We start from the raw sequence: 19,498 nt of genomic DNA on the forward strand, positions 1-19,498 counted from the left end.
TGCCTTACTCTATCGCAAAATCATCGAGCAATCTCAAAATGCCTTGCAACACTAAGTCTTGTTTCATAATTACATTTGGATACTCGGCGCTTAAATAGTGCGCCAAATGATGAGCATATCCGCCTGTGATATAAATCGGGCTTTCGATTACTGTGATTCCTTCTTTTAGTGTTAGTTTCAGCAATCGCTCAATCCCGCCAATTACCGAACTTATTACACCAATATTGACGGCTGCGGCAGTTGAAGTGCCGATACTGTCTGATTGGAAATTGATTTTAATTGCTTTCAATACGTTCGAGATATTTCCCAAAGCATGAAATTGTGTAAATACACCCGGGAAAATCGCTCCACCTCTGCATTTGCCTGTGTCGTCAATAACGTTGAATGTAACTGATGTGCCACAATCAACTGTTACAAGCGGTGGTTTGGAATTATCCAAAGCGCCAATCATCCCCAACAACCTATCCGAACCGATGCCGGATATATCGCGATAGTCCAAAATATTTTGCCGACTGAGCAACTCGACCGTGTTGATGCGGATAATTGAATTGTAGTCTTCAAGATATTTCAGAAGTTGGATTTCGATTGTAGTATTTACCGATGAATAGCCCACAATCGCATCGGGGGCGTCATCGAGAATTTTTTTGATTAGAGATTGCCAATTTGTGTCGTATTCGCTGGCGTAAAATTCGCCGTTACAAGCAATTTTGATTCTACTGTTTCCGATATCAATTGCTATAAGCTGTCTATTCGTACTCATACCTTATACTGTCTCCGTCGTCGATAATTTTTATAGACGAATCACTGATATTTTCAGCTTGTAATCTGCCATCATCAAAAACTTTAGTCACCAAATAATTTTGACCGTCCGAAACGAGCTTTACGATTCGCCCTTCGATTTCTACCAAATCATGCCATTCATCATAAATAATGCTATCGCTATCAAATTTATACTCGCTAACGATATCGAAAAGGAAATTGAAAATGTCGTGCACTGTGACAGCATAGCCCATCCGATTTAGAGATGTGGCAATGTCTTTGACTTCGTCGGGGTATTCCATTTGTTCGACGTTAATGCCAATTCCGATAATTGTCGCTTGCAAAGTATTGCCGTAAAAAATATGTTCAGTCAATATACCGCAGATTTTGCGAAATTTTCCGTCAGCGTCCTTCACCATAATATCGTTCGGGAACTTCAGTCGAACTTGTTCTTTTGGTACGATGCGTGTGATAGTATTATAAGCAATAATCGCTCCGGCAAATTGATAAGAATGTGGTTCAAGCGTTTTAGAATGGATTCTGTGTCTGAATCCAATCGAACAATAGAGATTTTTACCCTTATCGCCGACCCATGTCCTATTTTTACGCCCTTTGCCACCGAACTGCTCATCGGCAGTAATAATAATCGAATCATGCTCATTGAGCAAGAATTTTGCTTGCTCATTTGTGGAATTGAGACTGTCATAATGAAAATGTTTCATCAATCTTATTCTACTGCTTCGCTTTCCATTGTTTTGGTCATCTCGGCAACTACAAAATCACTAATAACCGATAATGCTTTTGATACAGCCGGTGGAATACTTTCAGCATAATTATTTGGGCGTTTAACCATATGGCTATATGTTTGGCTGAATAAAAGCTTGTTGCCTTCAGTAGTCTCAGTTCTTTTAAAAAAGTTGAAATTGATTGACATTGCTACAAAATTATCAGAAGTAGCTGTCGAATTGCGTATATCCATTTCGATAACCCTACTTTCTAAGTAGTAATCCGGCAATGTAATAGACGAATTACGGACAACACCTTTACCGAACAGCTTGTATCCAATAAGCCTTAATTCTAAAAAATCTGTTGCTAAGTAGCTAAAATCGTTTATCCAGCGGTAATAAAAGTAACGCTGAATGTTTTTGTTATCAACATTTGCGATTATCGAACGCACTGCATAGGTCTCGGGCACTTCAACATTTCTAAGCAAAAGGGCAACATCACGACTAGGGAGGGAATCAATAAGCATCTTGTCTTGAGTCAAGCCATAATACTTGATTTCCGGGTATTCTTTCTTGAAATTCAAGCATCCGCTCAACATTGCAACAATCAAGCCCAGAAAAAAAATCTTCGCTAAGTCATTTTTTCTTAACATATTTGCTGTTGACATTTTGTTACAACCTTTAAAAAAATTATTTATTTAATATAATTATAGAATGAATTGCCAATGATTTATTTTGTTTCTGATATTCATCTTGGATTGTTCGACCGAAAACAAGACATCAAACGTGAAGATTTGTTCATAGAATTCTTGAACAAAATCAAAGTTGATTGCGATAAACTCTATCTGGTAGGGGATATTTTCGATTATTGGTTTGACTATAATACTGTAATCCCCAAATACTTTTATCGAACACTTTCCGCATTGTACGATTTGAGAAAAATTTGTGAAATCGAGTTTGTTTTCGGCAATCACGATTTCGGACATAATGGTTTTTTTGCGGATGAATTGGATATTCCAGTTCACGGTGCAGATATCGAAAGGCAACATAATGGCAAAAACTTCTATATTTCGCATGGTGACGGCAAAGACCCAAAGGATAAAGGCTATCATTTGCTTAAAAAAATAATGCGTGCTCCGGCTTCGTTGGCACTTTATTTGAAGCTACATCCAAATATTGGTATAAAACTTGCGTCAAGCAGTTCAAAGACAAGTCGTGATTATACGACTAAAAAGGATTATGGGGAAGATAATGCAATGTTGAATTTTGCTAAACATAAAATTGATGCCGGTTTTGATTACGTAATCATGGGACACCGTCACAAAGCCGAAACCACTGCATACAATAATGGTTTGTATGTCAATTTGGGCGAATGGATTCGGAATCCTCACTATGGCGTCTTTGACGGAAATAAGTTTGTATTGAAAAATTTTGGTACTGATAATTTGTGAAATCGAAACATTCATTGGTAGGCATTGAGCAATACCTCGATTTATATCGAAAAGGGATTGCCAAATTAAAAAAAGGCAGTGGAAGCGTCATATTGTTTAGTGGCGATTCCGGAATGGGCAAATCCGCTCTTTTAGAGCATTTCGACGAATTTACGAAAAGAAACGAAAGCACAATCATTTCGATATTGACTGAAAGTAACACTCCAATCGGCGATTTCAAAATCGGCAAATTGCAACCTCTGTATTCGTTCAGCAAAGCTGTCGAATATTTGCTCGATTCTAAAGAGCAATCTCCGGAGCGACGATTAGCTAAAAATGTCGGATTGACTGCATTGGCTGTAATTCCTTTGATTGGTGATGTTTTCTACGCAGTAAAGGAAATGGGAAAAGATTGGAGGCAATTCAAGAAAGAAAAATCTTCCGAAAGTGTCCGAAAAGTGAGTAATGTCGCTGCTGATTACTACGATACTTTCCTTGCATTTGCCGATAAAAAGCCTTTAGTAATCCTTATGGATGATATGCACTGGAGTGATGCCCAATCAGTCGAGCTTCTGGGGCTGATGTCTGAGAGAATTACCGAATTCCCGATTATGATAGTTGCGAGTTACAAAGAAAGCGACCTTCAAGCACAAGGTCTGCCTTTTTATAATTATATAAACAAAGCTGAAGAAAATCCCGCAATTACAAAATTTGCCCTCGAGCCTTTCATTTTGGATTATATACGCGATTTATCCAAAGAATACTTTGCAAACTATCGTGGTAATAACGAGTTCGAGAAATGGATTTTCGACCGTTCATACGGTGTGCCGGGCGTCATAGTCGAATATTTGAAATATTTCAGCCAATTCCCTCCATTCGATAATGAAGGCAATTTGGTCATGAATTTCGAGGGGAACGAATTTTTGCCTTCGACAGTACAATCGGTTTTTGCACAACATCTCGAATCACTATCGGACGAAGACCGAAACTTATTGGCAATTTGTAGTGCCGAAGGGCGAGAATTCACTGCAAACATCGTTTCCCAATTGTTCAATCTTGACGTATTGAGCACTATCAAAAAATTACGTTCGCTACAAAATAATACGGGAATTATAAAAAGTATCGGCGCCCAAGTTCGATACGGTGTCAAAACCACAGTTTACAAATTCACACAGGCTTTTTACCATTCATTTTTCGAAAATTCACTCGAATATGAAGAATATACTGCTTTGCACGGACAAATTGCAGCACTGCTAAAGCAAAAATATGAAGCTACCGAAGATGAAAACCTGCGAAGCGAAATAGCTCCTTATCTCGCCGCACATAGTTCCGAATCCGGTGACGAAATCACCACTCGTGATATGTTGATGATAGCTGCGAAAGCGGCTGCCGACAAATATGGCAGTGCTGATATTATCAAAGATGCAGTTGCTGAATATTCTGATTTGGCAAAAGCTTCGGAGAGCGAAAATTTTGAGTACGAATTTGGCGAACTGCTCCACCAAACAGACGTGAATATCGAAACCACAATTAACGGTACGAATGGTGATGATTCGAGTTCATTCCAATCCTTTGAAACAGCTGAATTCAAATTCATCAGGAAATCTATAGTCAATGATTTGCTCAAAAACGATTATGATTCTGCTTTGTTGAAATCTCAACAGGTGCTAACGTCGCTATACGACGATTTGACTCACTTAGAAAAAATTCAAATACTTACACTTTCGGCTAAATCGAATCTTGCCAAAAAAGAATTTGATGCTGCCGACGAAAATTTGAAACAAGCATCGGCTTTGCTTTCGACATACACAGACCCTGTCGCCGAATCCATTGTGTATGTCAACATTGCATTGTACAATTTCCACCGAGACAATTTGAGCAAAGCATATTATTATTTAGATAAAGCGGCATCAATTTCAACTCATTTACCTTCGGAAGTGAAATTGCTTTTATTATCGGCGATTGCGATAATAACCAAGAATTCTTCTGCCGGAAAGGCTTCGGGATATTATGAAGCTGCAAATAAATTGAGCAAATCACTCAAATTTGAAAATTTCGGAAAAGAGCTAAAAGAGCTTGTTTAAGTGAATAAATAAACGAAATTCACAAATGAAAATCATATCTAAAATTATTATTATCTGGGTCGTGCTTTCAGGTGCAGCTTTGGGGCAAGTTTCCCCGAACATGAGCATCGAAATCATTGATGAAAAAGAAAATGCGGAGCGAATGAGCCGTGGTAATTCTAATTGGCTGAATCCGGATTATTACACGCCTCTAAGTCTGATTCAGCATTTAATGATTGAGGAAAATCGAACAAAAGAAGTGAATGTGACCACAATTATGGACGAATTCCCCGACGATTGGGTGACTAAATCTGATATTGAAACACTAATGACAATGGTTGAATCAACTCAAAAATGTGATTGTCTTGTCAATCCTCTTTCGTCCAATATTCCAACAGAGGAAGATGCCGATGTCGGTGGTTATGCTATAAAGTTTCTTAATGCATTTCGCAATCAAGAGAAAGTGTCAATCGGTTATTATATTTGCCCAAAAACAAGCCCGGAAGAAGTAGAAGAAATTCGAAATTGGTGGAATGAAGTAAATAAGTAAGATTTCCTTCCCCATTTACTAAAACTAAAAAAATAATAAGCTATTTTTTCGTGAATTGAAACAGCCCGCAAGCATAATCAGAATTTTCGAGAATGGAAATGTCTATGTTTTGGATGAAATTGCCGTCATCGTCAATTCCGGAAAGTTCGACTAACTGAAGTTCGTCAAAATATTCGAAAATTTGAGCCGGTGAATGAATTCGGTGTGCATTGAAGCATAGTCTTGGTTTCCCGACCGGTAGCGAAAAGTAGAGATTGCCGGTTGGAGCCAATATCCTTTGCAATTCCTTGCATGCTTTTTTTGTACCCAAAGGGTCAAGCGGGTCGCCATAACGCCCCAATCCAATATGCTCGGCAACGTGTAAGCAAGAAAGCGAATTTACCGAATCACTCTCGTAGGGCATTTCGAGAATACTCCCTGCGACAGATTTATAATTGCTAAGATTCGCATTCAATGGGCGAATGTCCACAAATGTAACGTGGGTAACCGCTGTTAGCAATCCGATAGTTTTGATAGACGACCCTACATCAATATGTTCGGGTGCTTTCGAATCGTAAATTTTCTTATATGCCCAAATGTCTTGGTAGAAGTAATGCCTATCGAATGGAGTGGTCTCCATTCGGTCGTGAAGGTTAGGATAAGTATCCATAAATCGAATTTTCTCTGCACCTACAGCGTTTCGATAGCGAATCCAATCACCAAAGAAACGGAAATACCGCGGGAATGCCCCTACAAATTTTATTGGGTCTAGAAATTGACTAAGCCACCTATATGCAAGATAGGCATTATCTTTGAATCCGTTGTTGAATTTTCTCATACTTTCAGTGCTAAATTAATTCAGCAATACTTACTTTTTGCCGACTAATTTTTTCACTTCTTGGAATAACTTTTTTTCGTCGCCGGGTGCGTAACCATTGTGCTCCCAAACAATTTCACCTTTGCCGTTGAGCAAAAAAGTATGAGGTGGGTTTGCAACATTCATAGCACGTTTGAAGTCAGAATTTTCGTCAATATATACCTCATATTTCCAATTACGTCCGCGTACAAAAGGAGCGACCTTTTTGCTGTTACGCGAATCATCTATCGAAATGGCAATGAGTTTGACGCCTGTTTGCTCTTGCCAATCAGGGTAAACGTCTGAGATATTGTTTAGTTCTTGAAGGCAAGGTTTGCACCATGTAGCCCAAAAACTGACAATCATCGGCTTGCCGTCATTGTTGAAGTCTGTAGTGTTTACAGTCTGACCCCGCATATCTTTGACTCTTGCAGAGGCTAATTTCTTGCCGCTATCTTGAGCAATCGTCACCATTGTGAATCCTATTGCCAGAAATATGACACTTATTAAGAATATTTGAGCATTTTTCATTTATTTTCTCCGAAACTGTAACTTTTTTAAATTAATTGTGTTATTTTAGAACGATATAAAAGTGTAAAAGTTTATTTTTAAAGGACAAAATTATGAATATTTTTCGACATATATTGATTTTTCTTTCAGTTTTGATGTTTTCGCCTTCACTTTTTGGGCAATCACTAGAGCTTGTAGAAGGCTCCGGATTTGCAGAAGGAACAGTTGAAGACGTGAACCCTCTTGCTGCTTACGCAACTTTCAAAAACGTTACAGAACAGCCTATATGGTTTAAAATATTCATGCTTACAGAAGGAATCACAGAAGGTCATACTGCAGCACTTTGCTGGCAAGTTTGCTACGAATATACTGACCTAAACTTCGAATCTCCCGAAGCTTATCCTTTAGATGCATTCGAATCTTCATTTCATGGTGATTTTAGTGCTTATCTTTTGCCTTACAAATTTTTAGGTATGGACGAAAACTTCGAACCTCAATACTCAGATCCCGTTCCAGGCGAAAGCTTAATCAGATTTGAATTTGTTAATACTGAAGACCCGGGAGATGTGCTTGTTTACGAAGTCTTATTCCGAGTCCTAAATCCCGGAAATGTGGAAGATGCAGCTATCGAAATTGTAAAAATTGCACCGAACCCTGCTTCATACTTCGTAGGCGTTACTCTTGATGAAGTTCAAGCTCAAACTGCTTCCAAAATCGAAATCTATGATTCAATCGGAAACTTGGTGAGCTCTGTGAATATGATGGGAATCGGCAATTATGCTAATATTAACGTTAGCAGCCTATCGCAAGGCATCTATCATTTGAATTTGGTCAATACTGACGGCAGCAGAAGTAAATTCCGCACGATAGCAATCCAAAGATAAGAATGCTTGATTTTGTACATAAAGCAAATGAATATGGCAGCATCGGGCTGCCATTTTTCTTTTTGGTTGATTTTGAGCTTGAAAAGCCAATTATAATGCCCTTGGACAGCTTGGCTGATGAGGGAATATTTTTCGATTTTGAAGGGCAGGCAAATTCCTCTATCACAAATATGATAAGCAAGGATTTCGCCTTCGAGAAGCATCCCGTCAGTCGCGAAGTCTATACTCAAGCATTTGTCAAAGTGCTCGAAAATATCAACTATGGCAATTCATACCTGACAAATCTAACTTTCGCCTCAGAAATCGAGTGTGACTTGGATTTCGAAACCATTTTCGCAAATTCGGAAGCAAAATTCAAATTGCTATTCCGTGATGAATTCGTTTGCTTTTCGCCGGAAATTTTTGTCAAAATCATTGATGGCAAAATCTTTTCATATCCGATGAAAGGCACAATTCCCTCCGAAATTCCAAATGCTTTGGAAATCATAATGGCTGATAAAAAGGAAGAAGCGGAGCACAACACGATTGTGGATTTGATTCGCAATGATTTATCAATCGTCTCCGAGAAAGTGGAGGTTCTTCGCTTTCGCTATCCCGATTATTTGCACACAAACACAAAAAATCTAATCCAAATAAGCTCCGAAATTTGCGGCTCTTTATCGAATAATTGGCAAAGCCGCATTGGAAATATTTTGGCTGCATTGCTTCCGGCAGGTTCGGTCAGCGGCGCCCCCAAAAAAAGAACTTTAGACATCATTGCCCAAGCCGAATCAGACAAACGTGGCTATTATACAGGTGTAGCCGGTATTTTCGATGGCAACAATTTGACTTCATGCGTTCTAATACGTTTTATCGAAAATCGTGCCGGCAAAAGCTATTTTCGCTCCGGTGGTGGAATTACATCTTTGAGCGATTTGGAAAGCGAATATCAAGAACTAATTGACAAAATCTATGTCCCCATTCATCGAAACACTTAGAATCAGAAACGGTGATATCCCCAATATTGATTATCACCAAAGTCGCATGACGCGAACAATATTTGCACACTACAATTTGGGCAATATACCTTTTCTCGAATTTGAAATTCGCGACCGTGCTAACGAACTTGATGCAGACATCACGTACAAATGCAGGGTCACTTATGGTAAATCAATCGAAAAAATCGAATTTGAAAAATATGATATAAAGCGTCAAATTGCAATCAAGGCTGTTACGGCAAATAATTTGCATTACTCCTTCAAATATGCCGACCGCAGCATTTTTCAAAAGCTTTTGGAGCAAAATCCGGACTACACCGATGTATTAATCATCAAAAATGGATGCGTCACCGATACGACTTATGCAAACATTGTGTTTGTCAGGGATGGCAAAATGTTCACACCCTCAACACCTCTTTTGGCAGGTACGATGCGACAATCATTGCTTGACACCGGATTAATTACCGTAGAACTCATCAGAAGGGAAGATTTAGCCGGATTTGATAAATTTTTACTTATAAATTCAATGATGGATTTGGACGAATCCCCAATTTATGATATAAGCCTTATTTCGGTTTAGCATTCAAAGGATTGATTCCCAAAGAGTCGGGAAAAAGTTCCTTCCAAGCAAAATTTACTCGTACGGCGCCAACTTCTGCGGGTGCAACCTGAAAACTATTGAAAATTACCGAACCACTATCCAGCATAAACAAAAAGTTCTTGAAATTTTCCAACACAGGCTCTGTCCCGTTCCGAATCCACGTAGTATCAGCATCCGGCATTTGGGCTGTTAATTTGCTAAAAGTAAGCTCTGAAAGCCGCTCCAATAGTGTGGTATCAGATTGCAGCACATCTTCGATGAAAATCGTCTCACCGCTCAACAGGTTGAAATTGAGCACTTTATTGTACTGAAGCACATTCTCAGACGGCAAATCGAGTTGCTCGAAATGAAAAATCAGCGATGAAATCAGCCTCGAATTATATGCCAAATCATATTCAATACTCAATTGCGAGAAGGGCGTCAGACTATCATTTTCAGCAACCGTTTCAATGGATTGACCACCCAAAAAAATCTTGAACGATGATACAGAGCCGTCCAGAATTTTCTCGATTTCTGCATTGAATTGCTTTCGGATGTTTTCACGCTCATAGTGCACCAATTCAGGGAATTGGGCATGTATGATGTAATTTGGCTCGGCACTCGTATCGGCAAAAGTGCGATGAATGAAAATCAAAGTGTCAGGCATCTGCGCTGTGCTCGTCAGTGAGTCTACGTTTGGGTATTGGTCACGATGTTGCCTTTGTGTTTCGCTGCACGAAACACATACCAAGCAAACCGCAAACAATATTAGAAATTTTTGTATCATAATCTAAACGAAAATAAGAAATTTTTGAAATAATCGGAGCTTTTTATGTTATTTTGCTTAATAAATTTGGTAAAACAGCCAAATTTGAGTAATTTCGTAAATTAATTATTAGTCATATTTTGAAAATTTAATTGAAGTATAAACTGAATTTGAACAACTAAATAACATTTAAAAATATAAGAGGAATTGTGTGATGTTTAAAAAACACATCCCATGGGCAGAACCCTACAAAATCAAGGTCGTAGAGCCCTTGAAAATGACAAGCCGTGAAGACAGAGTCAAAGCGATTCACGAAGCCGGATACAATACATTTTTGTTGAGGTCGGAAGACGTTTACATTGATTTCCTGACTGACAGCGGCACCAACGCTATGAGCGATGCACAATGGGCAGGAATGATGATGGGAGACGAAGCTTACGCAGGCTCCAAAAATTTCTACAGGCTCGAATCAGCTGTCCAAAAATATTATGGTTACAAGCATTTAGTTCCAACCCACCAAGGTCGCGGAGCCGAAAATTTGCTCTCGCAGGCAATGATTAAACCCGGCGATTACGTACCGGGCAATATGTATTTCACTACAACCAGATTTCACCAAGAGAAAGCCGGTGCTACTTTTATAGATGTCATTGTTGACGAAGCCCACGATACTGCATCACTCCATCCTTTCAAAGGCAATATTGACCTGCAGAAATACGAAGATTTAATCAATCGCGTTGGTGCAGACAAAATCCCCTACATTTGCGTTGCTGCTACTGTCAATATGGCAGGCGGACAGCCAATCTCGATGGAAAATATTCGTGCCGTCAAAGCATTATCCGACAAACACGGCATCAAAGTCATGCTCGATGCAACTCGTGCCGTCGAAAACGCCTACTTTATCCAACAACGCGAAGAAGGCTACAGCGACAAATCTGTGGCTGCAATTCTGCTCGAATTGTCCGGCTATTCAGACGGTGCCACAATGTCCGGCAAAAAGGACCTGCTCGTGAATATTGGCGGATTTGTAGCCGTCAACGATTGGGACTTATTCGAGGAATTGCGGAACATGGTCGTAGTTTACGAAGGTCTCCACACTTACGGCGGATTGGCGGGTCGCGACATGGAAGCAATGGCGATTGGGCTCGAAGAAGCAGTCCAAGACCAAAACATCGGCGCCAGAGTTCGCCAAGTTGAATATTTCGGCAAGCTCTTAGAAAAAGCAGACGTGCCATTCATCAAACCCGTCGGCGGACATGCGATTTTCTTGGATGCAAAACAGTTCTATCCGCATATTGACCAAGAGCAATTCCCGGCACAAGTCTTAGCCGCCGACCTCTACGTCGAATCCGGCGTTAGAGCAATGGAACGTGGCATCGTTTCCGCAGGACGCGACATCGTCACAGGCAAAAACCACAAACCCAAATTGGAACTCGTTCGCTTGACAATCCCGAGACGCGTCTATACACAAGCCCATTTCGACGTCGTCGCCTACTACGTAGAAGAACTCTACAAAAAGCGTCACGAAGCCAAAGGCTTAAAAATGGTTTACGAACCAAAATACCTAAGATTCTTCCAAGCCCGCTTCGAAAGACTGTAGTTTTTTTTTGGCATAATTTTCAACATGGGCTGTCCACCAAGGGCAGTCCATTTTTTTTGTTTTGTGGGGTTGGGGGTTGGGGTATGGGGGATAGGGTCTTTACCCCGAAGGGGTAACATATCTATGTCTCGTGTCTTTACCCCGAAGGGGTAACATGTTTATAGGAAAATTTGTCAAAAAATATTCATCCGACCTCGAAGAGGTCGAATATTATCGGGATTTTCATTTATTATGATTTTTTTTTGTCTATAAACTATATTTTGATTTTATTAAATCACTTAATTTATCCAATTTATTATAATTCATTTTCAATATTATGTTAGCAGAATTGACTTTATCAATTTGCTCTTTATACTCTAAGATTGGATTCATTGAAATCTGTAAAAGATTATTCTTGATTGAATTGATATTTTCAATAATTTCATTTAATATTTTTAACTCGTCAGAATTTAGTAGATACTTTAACTTTCTAAATAATATATTTAATTTCACTATTTGAGGAGAAATTAGAGTATCAAATTCGACAGAATGCTTTTTACCATCCATAGCGGTTAATGTATACATAACTTCAATATCATGGGCTATTTTTATATAAGTTTCATAGAAACCATTAATAACATCAAACCTCATCTTAATATAATTGATTTGTTCTATCTCTTTCAATTTGCTTTTGTAATTCCAATATAATGCAAAAACATTGCCAATTATTGATATTGTAAGTCCAATATAAGGAAACACATCCATCACCCTTCTCCCTCCACAATATTAATTTCTGTAGGTTCTGTAGAAAAATCGGAAATTCCGATTTTTCTATCACTATTTTTCTTAAACAAATTACTCAGTTTACCAACTTTCCTCATCACTTAAATCACCTTCATATTTATCAATTGAATTTGTTATCATGCAAATATAAATGTTTCAATTTTATAGTTTTCAACAAAAAGAGATTTTTTGAAAAATTTTCCTTTGCTATATACATTCAACTCCTTCGGAGTTGGCGTGGGTTTGTGGGCATCCTTTTGCTATAAATATGTTACCACTTCGTGGTAAAAACCTTTATTGGCTCTAAGCGGAGTGGCATGTGGAAAATTCCGCCGTACCATTCATTCAGAGTTGAATCCCCAATCCCCAATCCCCAAACCCCGAACCCCAAACCCCAAACCCCTAAACTTCCCCCTCCACAATCCTTATCTCTTCTTCGCTTAATTCGTAGAGCTGATAGACGAGTTGGTCTATTGTGCGGTCGGTGTGGTTGATTATGGCTTTGATTTCCTGTGCAAGGGAAGTCATTCGGGTTAGGCGTTCCGACCAGTCTTCTTTGTGAACGCCTTTGAGCTCGATTTTTAGCTTGCGGAGTTCGGCGGTGAAGTCTGCCCAACTGAGTTCGTACCAATTTTGCAGTTTGGTGCTTAGTTTTTCGATGCTGAAATCTGCTTTCAGTAGGTCAAGAAACTTATTCTTTACATCCTGCAACTCTTTATTTTTCTCAAGCATAATATCGGCAAGCTCTATGAATGGGACTTGTGCTTCTTTTGAAATTTGAACTAATGGTATATTTCTAACATCGTTAACAAGAATTTTAGGGAATAAACCTTTATTTGCTTTAGGTGCAATTTTATTATGAAGCCATCCAGTTAATTTAGAATTTAAAATTAGCAAAGTATATTTTAAATCCAAAATATCAGATTCATCAATAATATTAATGCATGAAGGTGTATTGTAATATTCTTCTTCTGTATAGCCACAATAAAGTGTATCATCTGTTATCTCTCTTACTAATATTCTTTTAGAAGTAAAGAATTTTTTATCCCGTGGAGCAGCTAACCAACTTCCATAACTAATCCAAAGCTGTTCATTCCATACAATTTTATACCTATTTACATCGCCACCTTTTAGTTCTTTTTTGTAGGTTTCATCTTTCTTAAAATCTGCATGCCAAATTCTATTTTTAATGGTATATTCGTCATGACCTCTATATTTATCATAAGGAATTAAACCTTGAGATACTACATGATATTCTTTTAAAGATTTATTTTTCATTAACTTTTTGATAATATTTTGAGCTTCGATTGATTGAGAAAACAAACTCAGAATATTTTCCGATTCTTTTAATAATTCATTTTTATCATAAACAGAAAAATCAAAAAATTCCTTGTTCATTACTTTTGTAAATTTTGTAGAATAATTACTTTTCGTTTTTTGAAAAGAAAATATACAAGTTCTAACAGAGGCATCACTAAAAGTATTATCATTTGAAAGATCAACAATTTGATTTACTTGTACATCATTAAGCAATTCTTCTCTATATTTTTTCCCAAAAATTGTAGATAAAAAAGTATTTGGAAAAATATATGCAAGCATTGAATCATTTTTCAATAACTTTTTATAGAGTGATATGAAATAAATATAAATCTCATAATCTGGGACTAAATTATCAAATTGTGATAAATATTTTTTCTCCTCATCATTGAAATTTACTCCATACGGTGGATTGCCAATAACGACATCGAAGCCGCCGGAATATTCTAATTTTTCATTTGTTGGAGTATCGGCTTGTGCATTATCGCTATTTTTCAGTAAATACAAACGGTCAACTTCATCAATTATAGAATTACACACACCCTCAAAACTGTTCATCACTTCTAAATTGTTGAATCTTATAACTTTAATGCCATAATGATTTAATATTTCGGAACGGACAGTGTCGTATTCAAGGCCTTCATCACTAAAATGCGAATCGCCGTCAATTTCGATTGCCAATTTCACCTCGGCAATATAAAAATCAACGATATAATTGTCAATTGTTCTCTGCCTTAAAACTCTGAATTTGAAATCATGCAGAAAGTGATACCAAAGCTTTTTCTCGGGCGCGGTCATATTTTTCCTCAACTCTTTCGCCCTATCAATGAGTTTCGGATTATACGGCAAATAATATTGCGAATAAAGCAGCCCTCTTTTGATAATCCAATCTTTCATATGTGCAAAAGAATCCCCCTTTAATTCCCCCTTGGGAAGGGGGATTTCGCCCATATCTTGATTTAATTTCCCCTTGGAAAGGGGGATTTCGCCCATTTCTTCATCAAATTCGTCCATATTTTGATTTAATTCCCCCTTGGGAAGGGGGATTTCGCCCATTTCTTCATCAAATTCGTCCATATTTTGATTTAATTCCCCCTTGGAAAGGGGGATTTTGCCAAACTCTTCATCAAATTCGTCCATATTTTGATTTAATTCCCCCTTTTTAAGGGGGTTAGGGGGATATGACTTTTCATTCATTTTGGGATATGTATTCTTAACTTTAAACACCTGCGGAAACTCCTTCGCCCAATCAAAGGCTTTCTCGCCTGCTACATCGGGGTCGTCTATCAGTGAGTTGCCACATTTTATATTGCTTGTGAGCGTGTTTAGTTTTCTGCCTTTTGTGCAGTCCGCAGCCATAGGGAAAGTTTTGCGATTTCGACGGATTCTTCATTTATATCCACACCGAATATATTATTTTCGAGTATGTCGTTGGTAATATCGGCAAAAACTAAGCCACCACCGAATAGCAAAGCCCGCAGTTCATCAAGCTTTCTGTGCTCTTCGATGAGGAATTCGAGCGCCTGATTCAAAAATGCACCGGAGCCGCAAGCCGGGTCAAGTATTGTGATGGTAAGCAGCCAGTTGCGATAATTTGTGATTTTTGCGTCGAGTGCAATGATTATGTCCTTATCTTTTTTGGTTCTTTCGATTGCATATTCCTCAGCGACGATGCCGAATTCCGCCCGTTTTTCATTACATAATTTTCCGACAGTATTTTCAACGATGTATTTTGTGATGTATTTTGGAGTATAGTAGATGCCGTCTTTTTTGCGTTTGGATTTCTGGGTTTCGACTTTTTCGCCCTTGATTTCCGCCTGCACGTTTTCAATTTCACCAAGCGAATGCTCGAAAATATGCCCGAGAATATTGACGTCAACTTCGGTATCGAAATCGTATTGGGATAGTTTCAGGGTATGACTGTATAGGATTTCATCATCAATAGTGATGTTGTCCAAAATTTCATCTTCAGCGAAAAGCCCTCCATTATAGGCAAAAACTTCCATGTGCTTATTTTTGAATCCGGTGTTCAGGTAGCCGAAATATTTTTTGAATCTGTCGTAGAGCGGCACGTATTCATCAAGCACATCACGCAAAGTTTCCCAATGATTTATAATTTCCCTGATGGAATTTGGTGGCAGAAGCAGTCGGTCCTCAGCAAAAAATACGAACAAAAATCGGTCGAGAAGTTTTTGCGTCTTCTTGAAAAGCAGGAGTTTGTCGAGCTCGGGATTATTCTTAATCAGATTATTATAAATAGCGTTGCGGAATTTGGAGTAATCGGCATAGAGCTTTTTGGTAATGTCTTCTTCCTGCAACAGGGAAGATTCCTTGATTTTGAGCGGTACATCATTTAGCAGATTATCTTTGCCGAGGCAGAGCCACAGCAGAGAAAATTGATTACGCGAAAGATTGAACAAATCAAAATCAATGTAATCAACGGCATTTTGGATATAAAAACGTAACTTGCCGAAATTTGAAGTAATGACATAAATACATTTCGGATGATGATTTTTGTAGCCGAACGCCTGCGATTCGATAGTGTCAAGGTCTGTAGTGGAAAGCGATTTCAGTTCGATGACGGCAAGGGCTTCATCACCGCGTAAAATAGCACCGTCGGCTTTGCGGCTGTTGGTGATATTTTTATATTCGGAAATTAGGTTGTAATCTGGCTCGGGCTGTAGAGTATAGCCCAAAATTTTCACGAATAATTCCCGCAGGAAGCCTTCCTGAAATTGTTCTTCTTTTGCAGATTTAATATTTAGCTGAATCAGCTTATTGCCGAAATATTCCATAAATGCGGAATATTTGACATCAATGAGAGCGGAATCCAACTCATTTAGATATTTTTTCTCAACTGACTTTTGAAATAAACTCATATTTAATTCATGAATATTTTTATTATTAATTTATTTACCCAAACCCCAAACCCCAAGCCCCAAACCCCAAATCCCAAGCCCCAAGCCCCAAGCCTCAAACCCCAAACCACTAGCGCATGTCTTTTAGTACGATTTCGATTTCGTGGGATAATTTTTTGTTGACTTGGTCGAATGAGCCGGTGCCGTCTATTTTGACGCCGCCATGCAGCTTCATGTATTTTGAAATTACGGGGACTGTGCGCGTTTCGTGGTCTTGCAAACGTTGGATGATTTTTTCGTAATTCGAGTCATAGGGGCGGCTGACGTCGGTTTTGCCACGCTTATTCAATCGGCGAATCAGCTCTAATGTGGGGACTTCGATTTCGATTACTTTGGTGATGGACGATGTGTATTTCTTGAGCAATCCGTCTAAGATGTAGGATTGAACCAATGTTCTGGGGAATCCTTTGAAAATAAATCCCTTCATTTCTTGCGATTTCGAGATTTTTTCTTCGATTAGCTGTACTACAATTTCATCGGGTACTAATTGACCGATTTGGTCGGGATTTAATGTGCCGAGGTCGTATAGCGATTTTATTTGGATACCGTAATCGGTCTGCTTTTCGACTTCGTTTTCCAACATTTCTCCGGCTGAAAGGTATTCGAGCCCGAACTTTTCGGCTAATGCTCTGCCTTGGGCGCTACGTCCCGAACCCGGATAACCGAATAGTACGACATTGAGCAAGCTCTTGCTGAGTTCTTCTTTGACGATTTCGGTGATTTGGTCTTTGACGCCTTTGATGTCCAAAAGCCCGTTGACTTCTTTGTAATTGCCTCGGTCTTTGAAAAATTTGAGCACGGGCAGCGTTTTTTGGTTGTATTCTTGCAATCGTGTTCGGATGACGCTTTCGTTGTCGTCGGAGCGGCTCGAAGATTTCCCTCTGCCGAGAAGCCTTTTGACGGATTCTTCTTCTGGCACATCAATGCTGATTAGGCAATTTAGTGAGGTGTTGAGCTTGAGCATCAATCCTTCGAGTATGTAGGCTTGGACGTAGGTACGCGGGAAACCGTCGAAAAGAAAGCCGTTGAATGAGGTGTTTTCGGTGATTGTCTTTTCGATTATCTGTACGATGATTTCGTCGGAAACCAGCCCACCGGACGCTATGACGCTCTTAACTTCTTTGCCGATTGGCGTATCGAGCGAGATTTCGTTGCGGAGCAAATCGCCTGTCGAAATGTAAAATAGATTGTATTTCTTTATCAAATACTCTGACTGTGTCCCTTTCCCTGCACCCGGAGGTCCGAATAAAGCTATGTTCAGCATTTTTATAATCTTCGTAAATTTTCAAAAGGATAATAACGTAAAACTAATGAAATACTTGGTAAATGAGAAAATATTAACGCTTTATGACTATATCTTCATAGTTAAAGTTAGAATATTCCGACTGTGCGAGCGGCGATAGGTAATCGAATCGCAAAGTTTCTTCACTATGAATATGCCTAATCCGCCGACGGTTCGCTCCTCCAATGGTGCTTCGACGTTGGGTGATTCTCTGTCAAGCGGATTAAAATCGATTCCGCTATCGCAAATGGTAATCGTGATTTTGTCGGTCTCGGATTTGATATTTATATCTATTTCGCCGCTTTCGTGCTTGGGGTAGCCGTAGTTTATGATGTTTGTGACAAGTTCGTCAAGGCATAAAGACAGATTGTATGCGACTTTGGGAGCTAATTCGGCTTGCTCGGTAAAAGTTTCCAATTCCGAAGCTAAGGTACGGAGTTCGGAAATTTCGTTTCTCAATTTTATGTCTATGTTCAATTTCATATATCTTTGCTTTGTTTGTCTTGCCGAAATAATCTAAATTTGCTTTTGAAATAATACAAATTTAAAAATAACAAATTGGAGTCAGAAATGAATATTGTTTTTTCTAATGAAAATGAAATTGAGGTCGCAAAGTTATCAGGAAGAATTGACACGACAAATTCTGACGAGGTTCAGAATGAATTGCTCGGCAAAATCACTTCGGGAACAACAAAATTAGCGATTGATTTTTCGGAAGTGACTTATATAAGCAGCGCCGGATTGAGAGCTATTCTTTCGTCAGTCAAGGAAATCACGAAGAGAGAAGGCAAACTTGCAATTTTTTCGATGCAAGACAATATCAAGGATGTTTTCGATATGTCGGGCTTTTCGGCAATCATGAATATCCTTCCCGATTATGATGCAACCGTAAAATTCATGAAGTAAACGAGTATAAAATGAGTAATATTTATGAATTTGACGGCTACATTCCGGTGATTGACGAATCTGCTTTTGTGCATCCGCAGGCGAATGTTACGGGGAATGTAATCATCGGGAAAAATGTTTATATCGGTCCAGGTGCTTCAGTGCGTGGTGATTGGGGGCAAATTATCATCGAAGACGATTGCAATGTACAGGAAAATTGCGTTATTCACATGTTCCCGGGAGTTACTGTAGTTTTAGAAAGCAAGGCTCATATTGGTCATGGAGCTATCATCCACGGGGCTCGCATTTGCCGGAATTCGCTGATTGGGATGAATGCTGTCGTGATGGACGGTGCTGTCGTCGGAGCAGAATCTATCGTTGGAGCCTTATGCTTTGTACCCGCTGATATGATTATTCCTGAACGTAAAATCGTTGTGGGCAATCCGGCAAAAATCGTGAAAGATATTGTGCCTGAAATGGTGGATTGGAAAACAGAAGGCACAGAGCTTTACGTTGGACTGCCACAAGATTGTAGAGATTCACTTCGCCCTTGCGAGCCGCTTCGGCAAGTTCCGGCGAATCGTCCGCCGATGAAATCGGATTATAAAACTTGGAAGGAATATATTGCTTCAAAAAGTAAAATTTGAAAAATGTGGAA

General features: G+C 39.0%; 19 protein-coding genes and 2 pseudogenes. 9 read left to right on the forward strand and 12 right to left on the reverse strand.

The window, feature by feature from the left end; genetic code table 11:
* Positions 1–4: 4 nt before the first annotated feature.
* From M9949_05500 to M9949_05510, 3 genes are read right to left on the reverse strand one after another with little or no spacing between them, the layout of a single operon-like run.
* Positions 5–760, reverse strand: a complete 756-nt coding sequence (locus M9949_05500) for a type III pantothenate kinase (protein ID MCO5250862.1) — start codon at positions 758–760, stop codon at positions 5–7.
* On the reverse strand, positions 747–1,481 hold the full coding sequence (locus M9949_05505) for a biotin--[acetyl-CoA-carboxylase] ligase (GenBank protein ID MCO5250863.1): 735 nt from the start codon (positions 1,479–1,481) through the stop codon (positions 747–749). Before M9949_05505 ends, M9949_05500 begins: the two co-directional genes overlap by 14 nt.
* A 5-nt stretch (positions 1,482–1,486) precedes the next feature.
* Positions 1,487–2,137 carry a hypothetical protein gene (locus M9949_05510; GenBank protein ID MCO5250864.1) on the reverse strand — a complete coding sequence of 217 codons (651 nt, stop codon included), beginning with the start codon at positions 2,135–2,137 and terminating at the stop codon, positions 1,487–1,489.
* Between the two features lie 72 nt (positions 2,138–2,209).
* Here M9949_05510 and M9949_05515 point away from each other — a divergent pair, with 72 nt between their 5' ends.
* Genes M9949_05515 through M9949_05525 form a run of 3 tightly spaced genes read left to right on the forward strand, consistent with a single transcriptional unit; the run spans position 2,210 to position 5,527 of the window.
* On the forward strand, positions 2,210–2,935 hold the full coding sequence (locus tag M9949_05515) for a UDP-2,3-diacylglucosamine diphosphatase (GenBank protein ID MCO5250865.1): 726 nt from the start codon (positions 2,210–2,212) through the stop codon (positions 2,933–2,935).
* Positions 2,932–4,998 carry an AAA family ATPase gene (locus M9949_05520; GenBank protein ID MCO5250866.1) on the forward strand — a complete coding sequence of 689 codons (2,067 nt, stop codon included), beginning with the start codon at positions 2,932–2,934 and terminating at the stop codon, positions 4,996–4,998. The genes M9949_05515 and M9949_05520 overlap by 4 nt, the downstream gene beginning before the upstream one ends.
* 25 nt (positions 4,999–5,023) lie before the next feature.
* Positions 5,024–5,527 carry a hypothetical protein gene (locus M9949_05525; GenBank protein ID MCO5250867.1) on the forward strand — a complete coding sequence of 168 codons (504 nt, stop codon included), beginning with the start codon at positions 5,024–5,026 and terminating at the stop codon, positions 5,525–5,527.
* A gap of 40 nt (positions 5,528–5,567) precedes the next feature.
* On the opposite strand, the gene M9949_05530 is transcribed toward M9949_05525, so the two are convergent.
* Entirely contained in the window at positions 5,568–6,344 is a 777-nt protein-coding gene (locus M9949_05530) for a DUF268 domain-containing protein (GenBank protein MCO5250868.1), read from the reverse strand.
* Between the two features lie 30 nt (positions 6,345–6,374).
* Complete coding sequence (locus M9949_05535; GenBank protein MCO5250869.1) at positions 6,375–6,893, reverse strand: TlpA family protein disulfide reductase; 519 nt, start codon at positions 6,891–6,893, stop codon at positions 6,375–6,377.
* Positions 6,894–6,985: 92 nt separating this feature from the next.
* Here M9949_05535 and M9949_05540 point away from each other — a divergent pair, with 92 nt between their 5' ends.
* From M9949_05540 to M9949_05550, 3 genes are read left to right on the forward strand one after another with little or no spacing between them, the layout of a single operon-like run.
* Positions 6,986–7,756 (forward strand): T9SS type A sorting domain-containing protein, encoded by a 771-nt coding sequence (locus M9949_05540; protein MCO5250870.1) that lies wholly within the window; start codon positions 6,986–6,988, stop codon positions 7,754–7,756.
* Between the two features lie 2 nt (positions 7,757–7,758).
* Positions 7,759–8,733, forward strand: coding sequence for an aminodeoxychorismate synthase component I (locus M9949_05545; GenBank protein ID MCO5250871.1), 975 nt, complete (start codon positions 7,759–7,761; stop codon positions 8,731–8,733).
* A complete protein-coding gene (locus M9949_05550; protein MCO5250872.1) occupies positions 8,708–9,313 on the forward strand; it encodes an aminotransferase class IV in 606 nt (201 codons plus the stop codon). Before M9949_05545 ends, M9949_05550 begins: the two co-directional genes overlap by 26 nt.
* Here the strand turns inward: M9949_05550 and M9949_05555 are convergent.
* The gene (locus M9949_05555) at positions 9,300–9,980 is read right to left on the reverse strand and encodes a hypothetical protein (protein ID MCO5250873.1); all 681 of its coding nucleotides are present in this window, start codon (positions 9,978–9,980) and stop codon (positions 9,300–9,302) included. The two genes, M9949_05550 and M9949_05555, sit on opposite strands and share 14 nt — an antisense overlap.
* A gap of 313 nt (positions 9,981–10,293) precedes the next feature.
* Between M9949_05555 and M9949_05560 the strand changes: the two genes are divergently transcribed.
* Positions 10,294–11,676 (forward strand): tyrosine phenol-lyase, encoded by a 1,383-nt coding sequence (locus tag M9949_05560; protein MCO5250874.1) that lies wholly within the window; start codon positions 10,294–10,296, stop codon positions 11,674–11,676.
* Positions 11,677–11,922: 246 nt separating this feature from the next.
* On the opposite strand, the gene M9949_05565 is transcribed toward M9949_05560, so the two are convergent.
* The 6 genes and pseudogenes from M9949_05565 to M9949_05590 form a co-directional block, all read right to left on the reverse strand.
* Positions 11,923–12,420, reverse strand: coding sequence for a hypothetical protein (locus M9949_05565; GenBank protein MCO5250875.1), 498 nt, complete (start codon positions 12,418–12,420; stop codon positions 11,923–11,925).
* Between the two features lie 420 nt (positions 12,421–12,840).
* Positions 12,841–14,313 carry an Eco57I restriction-modification methylase domain-containing protein gene (locus M9949_05570; protein ID MCO5250876.1) on the reverse strand — a complete coding sequence of 491 codons (1,473 nt, stop codon included), beginning with the start codon at positions 14,311–14,313 and terminating at the stop codon, positions 12,841–12,843.
* A pseudogene (locus M9949_05575) lies at positions 14,290–14,652 on the reverse strand (endonuclease domain-containing protein). The gene M9949_05570 and the pseudogene M9949_05575 overlap by 24 nt, the downstream one beginning before the upstream one ends.
* Before the next feature lie 324 nt (positions 14,653–14,976).
* Positions 14,977–16,634 (reverse strand): annotated as a pseudogene (locus M9949_05580) (BREX-1 system adenine-specific DNA-methyltransferase PglX).
* Positions 16,635–16,743: 109 nt separating this feature from the next.
* A complete protein-coding gene (locus tag M9949_05585; protein MCO5250877.1) occupies positions 16,744–17,937 on the reverse strand; it encodes an adenylate kinase in 1,194 nt (397 codons plus the stop codon).
* 87 nt (positions 17,938–18,024) lie between these two features.
* Positions 18,025–18,438, reverse strand: a complete 414-nt coding sequence (locus M9949_05590; protein MCO5250878.1) for an ATP-binding protein — start codon at positions 18,436–18,438, stop codon at positions 18,025–18,027.
* An 87-nt stretch (positions 18,439–18,525) separates the two neighbouring features.
* On the opposite strand from M9949_05590, the gene M9949_05595 reads away from it, so the two are divergent.
* Both M9949_05595 and M9949_05600 read left to right on the forward strand, forming a co-directional pair.
* Positions 18,526–18,861, forward strand: a complete 336-nt coding sequence (locus M9949_05595; GenBank protein MCO5250879.1) for an STAS domain-containing protein — start codon at positions 18,526–18,528, stop codon at positions 18,859–18,861.
* A gap of 11 nt (positions 18,862–18,872) precedes the next feature.
* Entirely contained in the window at positions 18,873–19,487 is a 615-nt protein-coding gene (locus tag M9949_05600) for a transferase hexapeptide repeat family protein (protein ID MCO5250880.1), read from the forward strand.
* Positions 19,488–19,498: the final 11 nt, after the last annotated feature.

The sequence above is a fragment of the Candidatus Kapaibacterium sp. genome (assembly GCA_023957315.1).
GTDB lineage: Bacteria > Bacteroidota > Ignavibacteria > Kapaibacteriales > UBA2268 > PGYU01.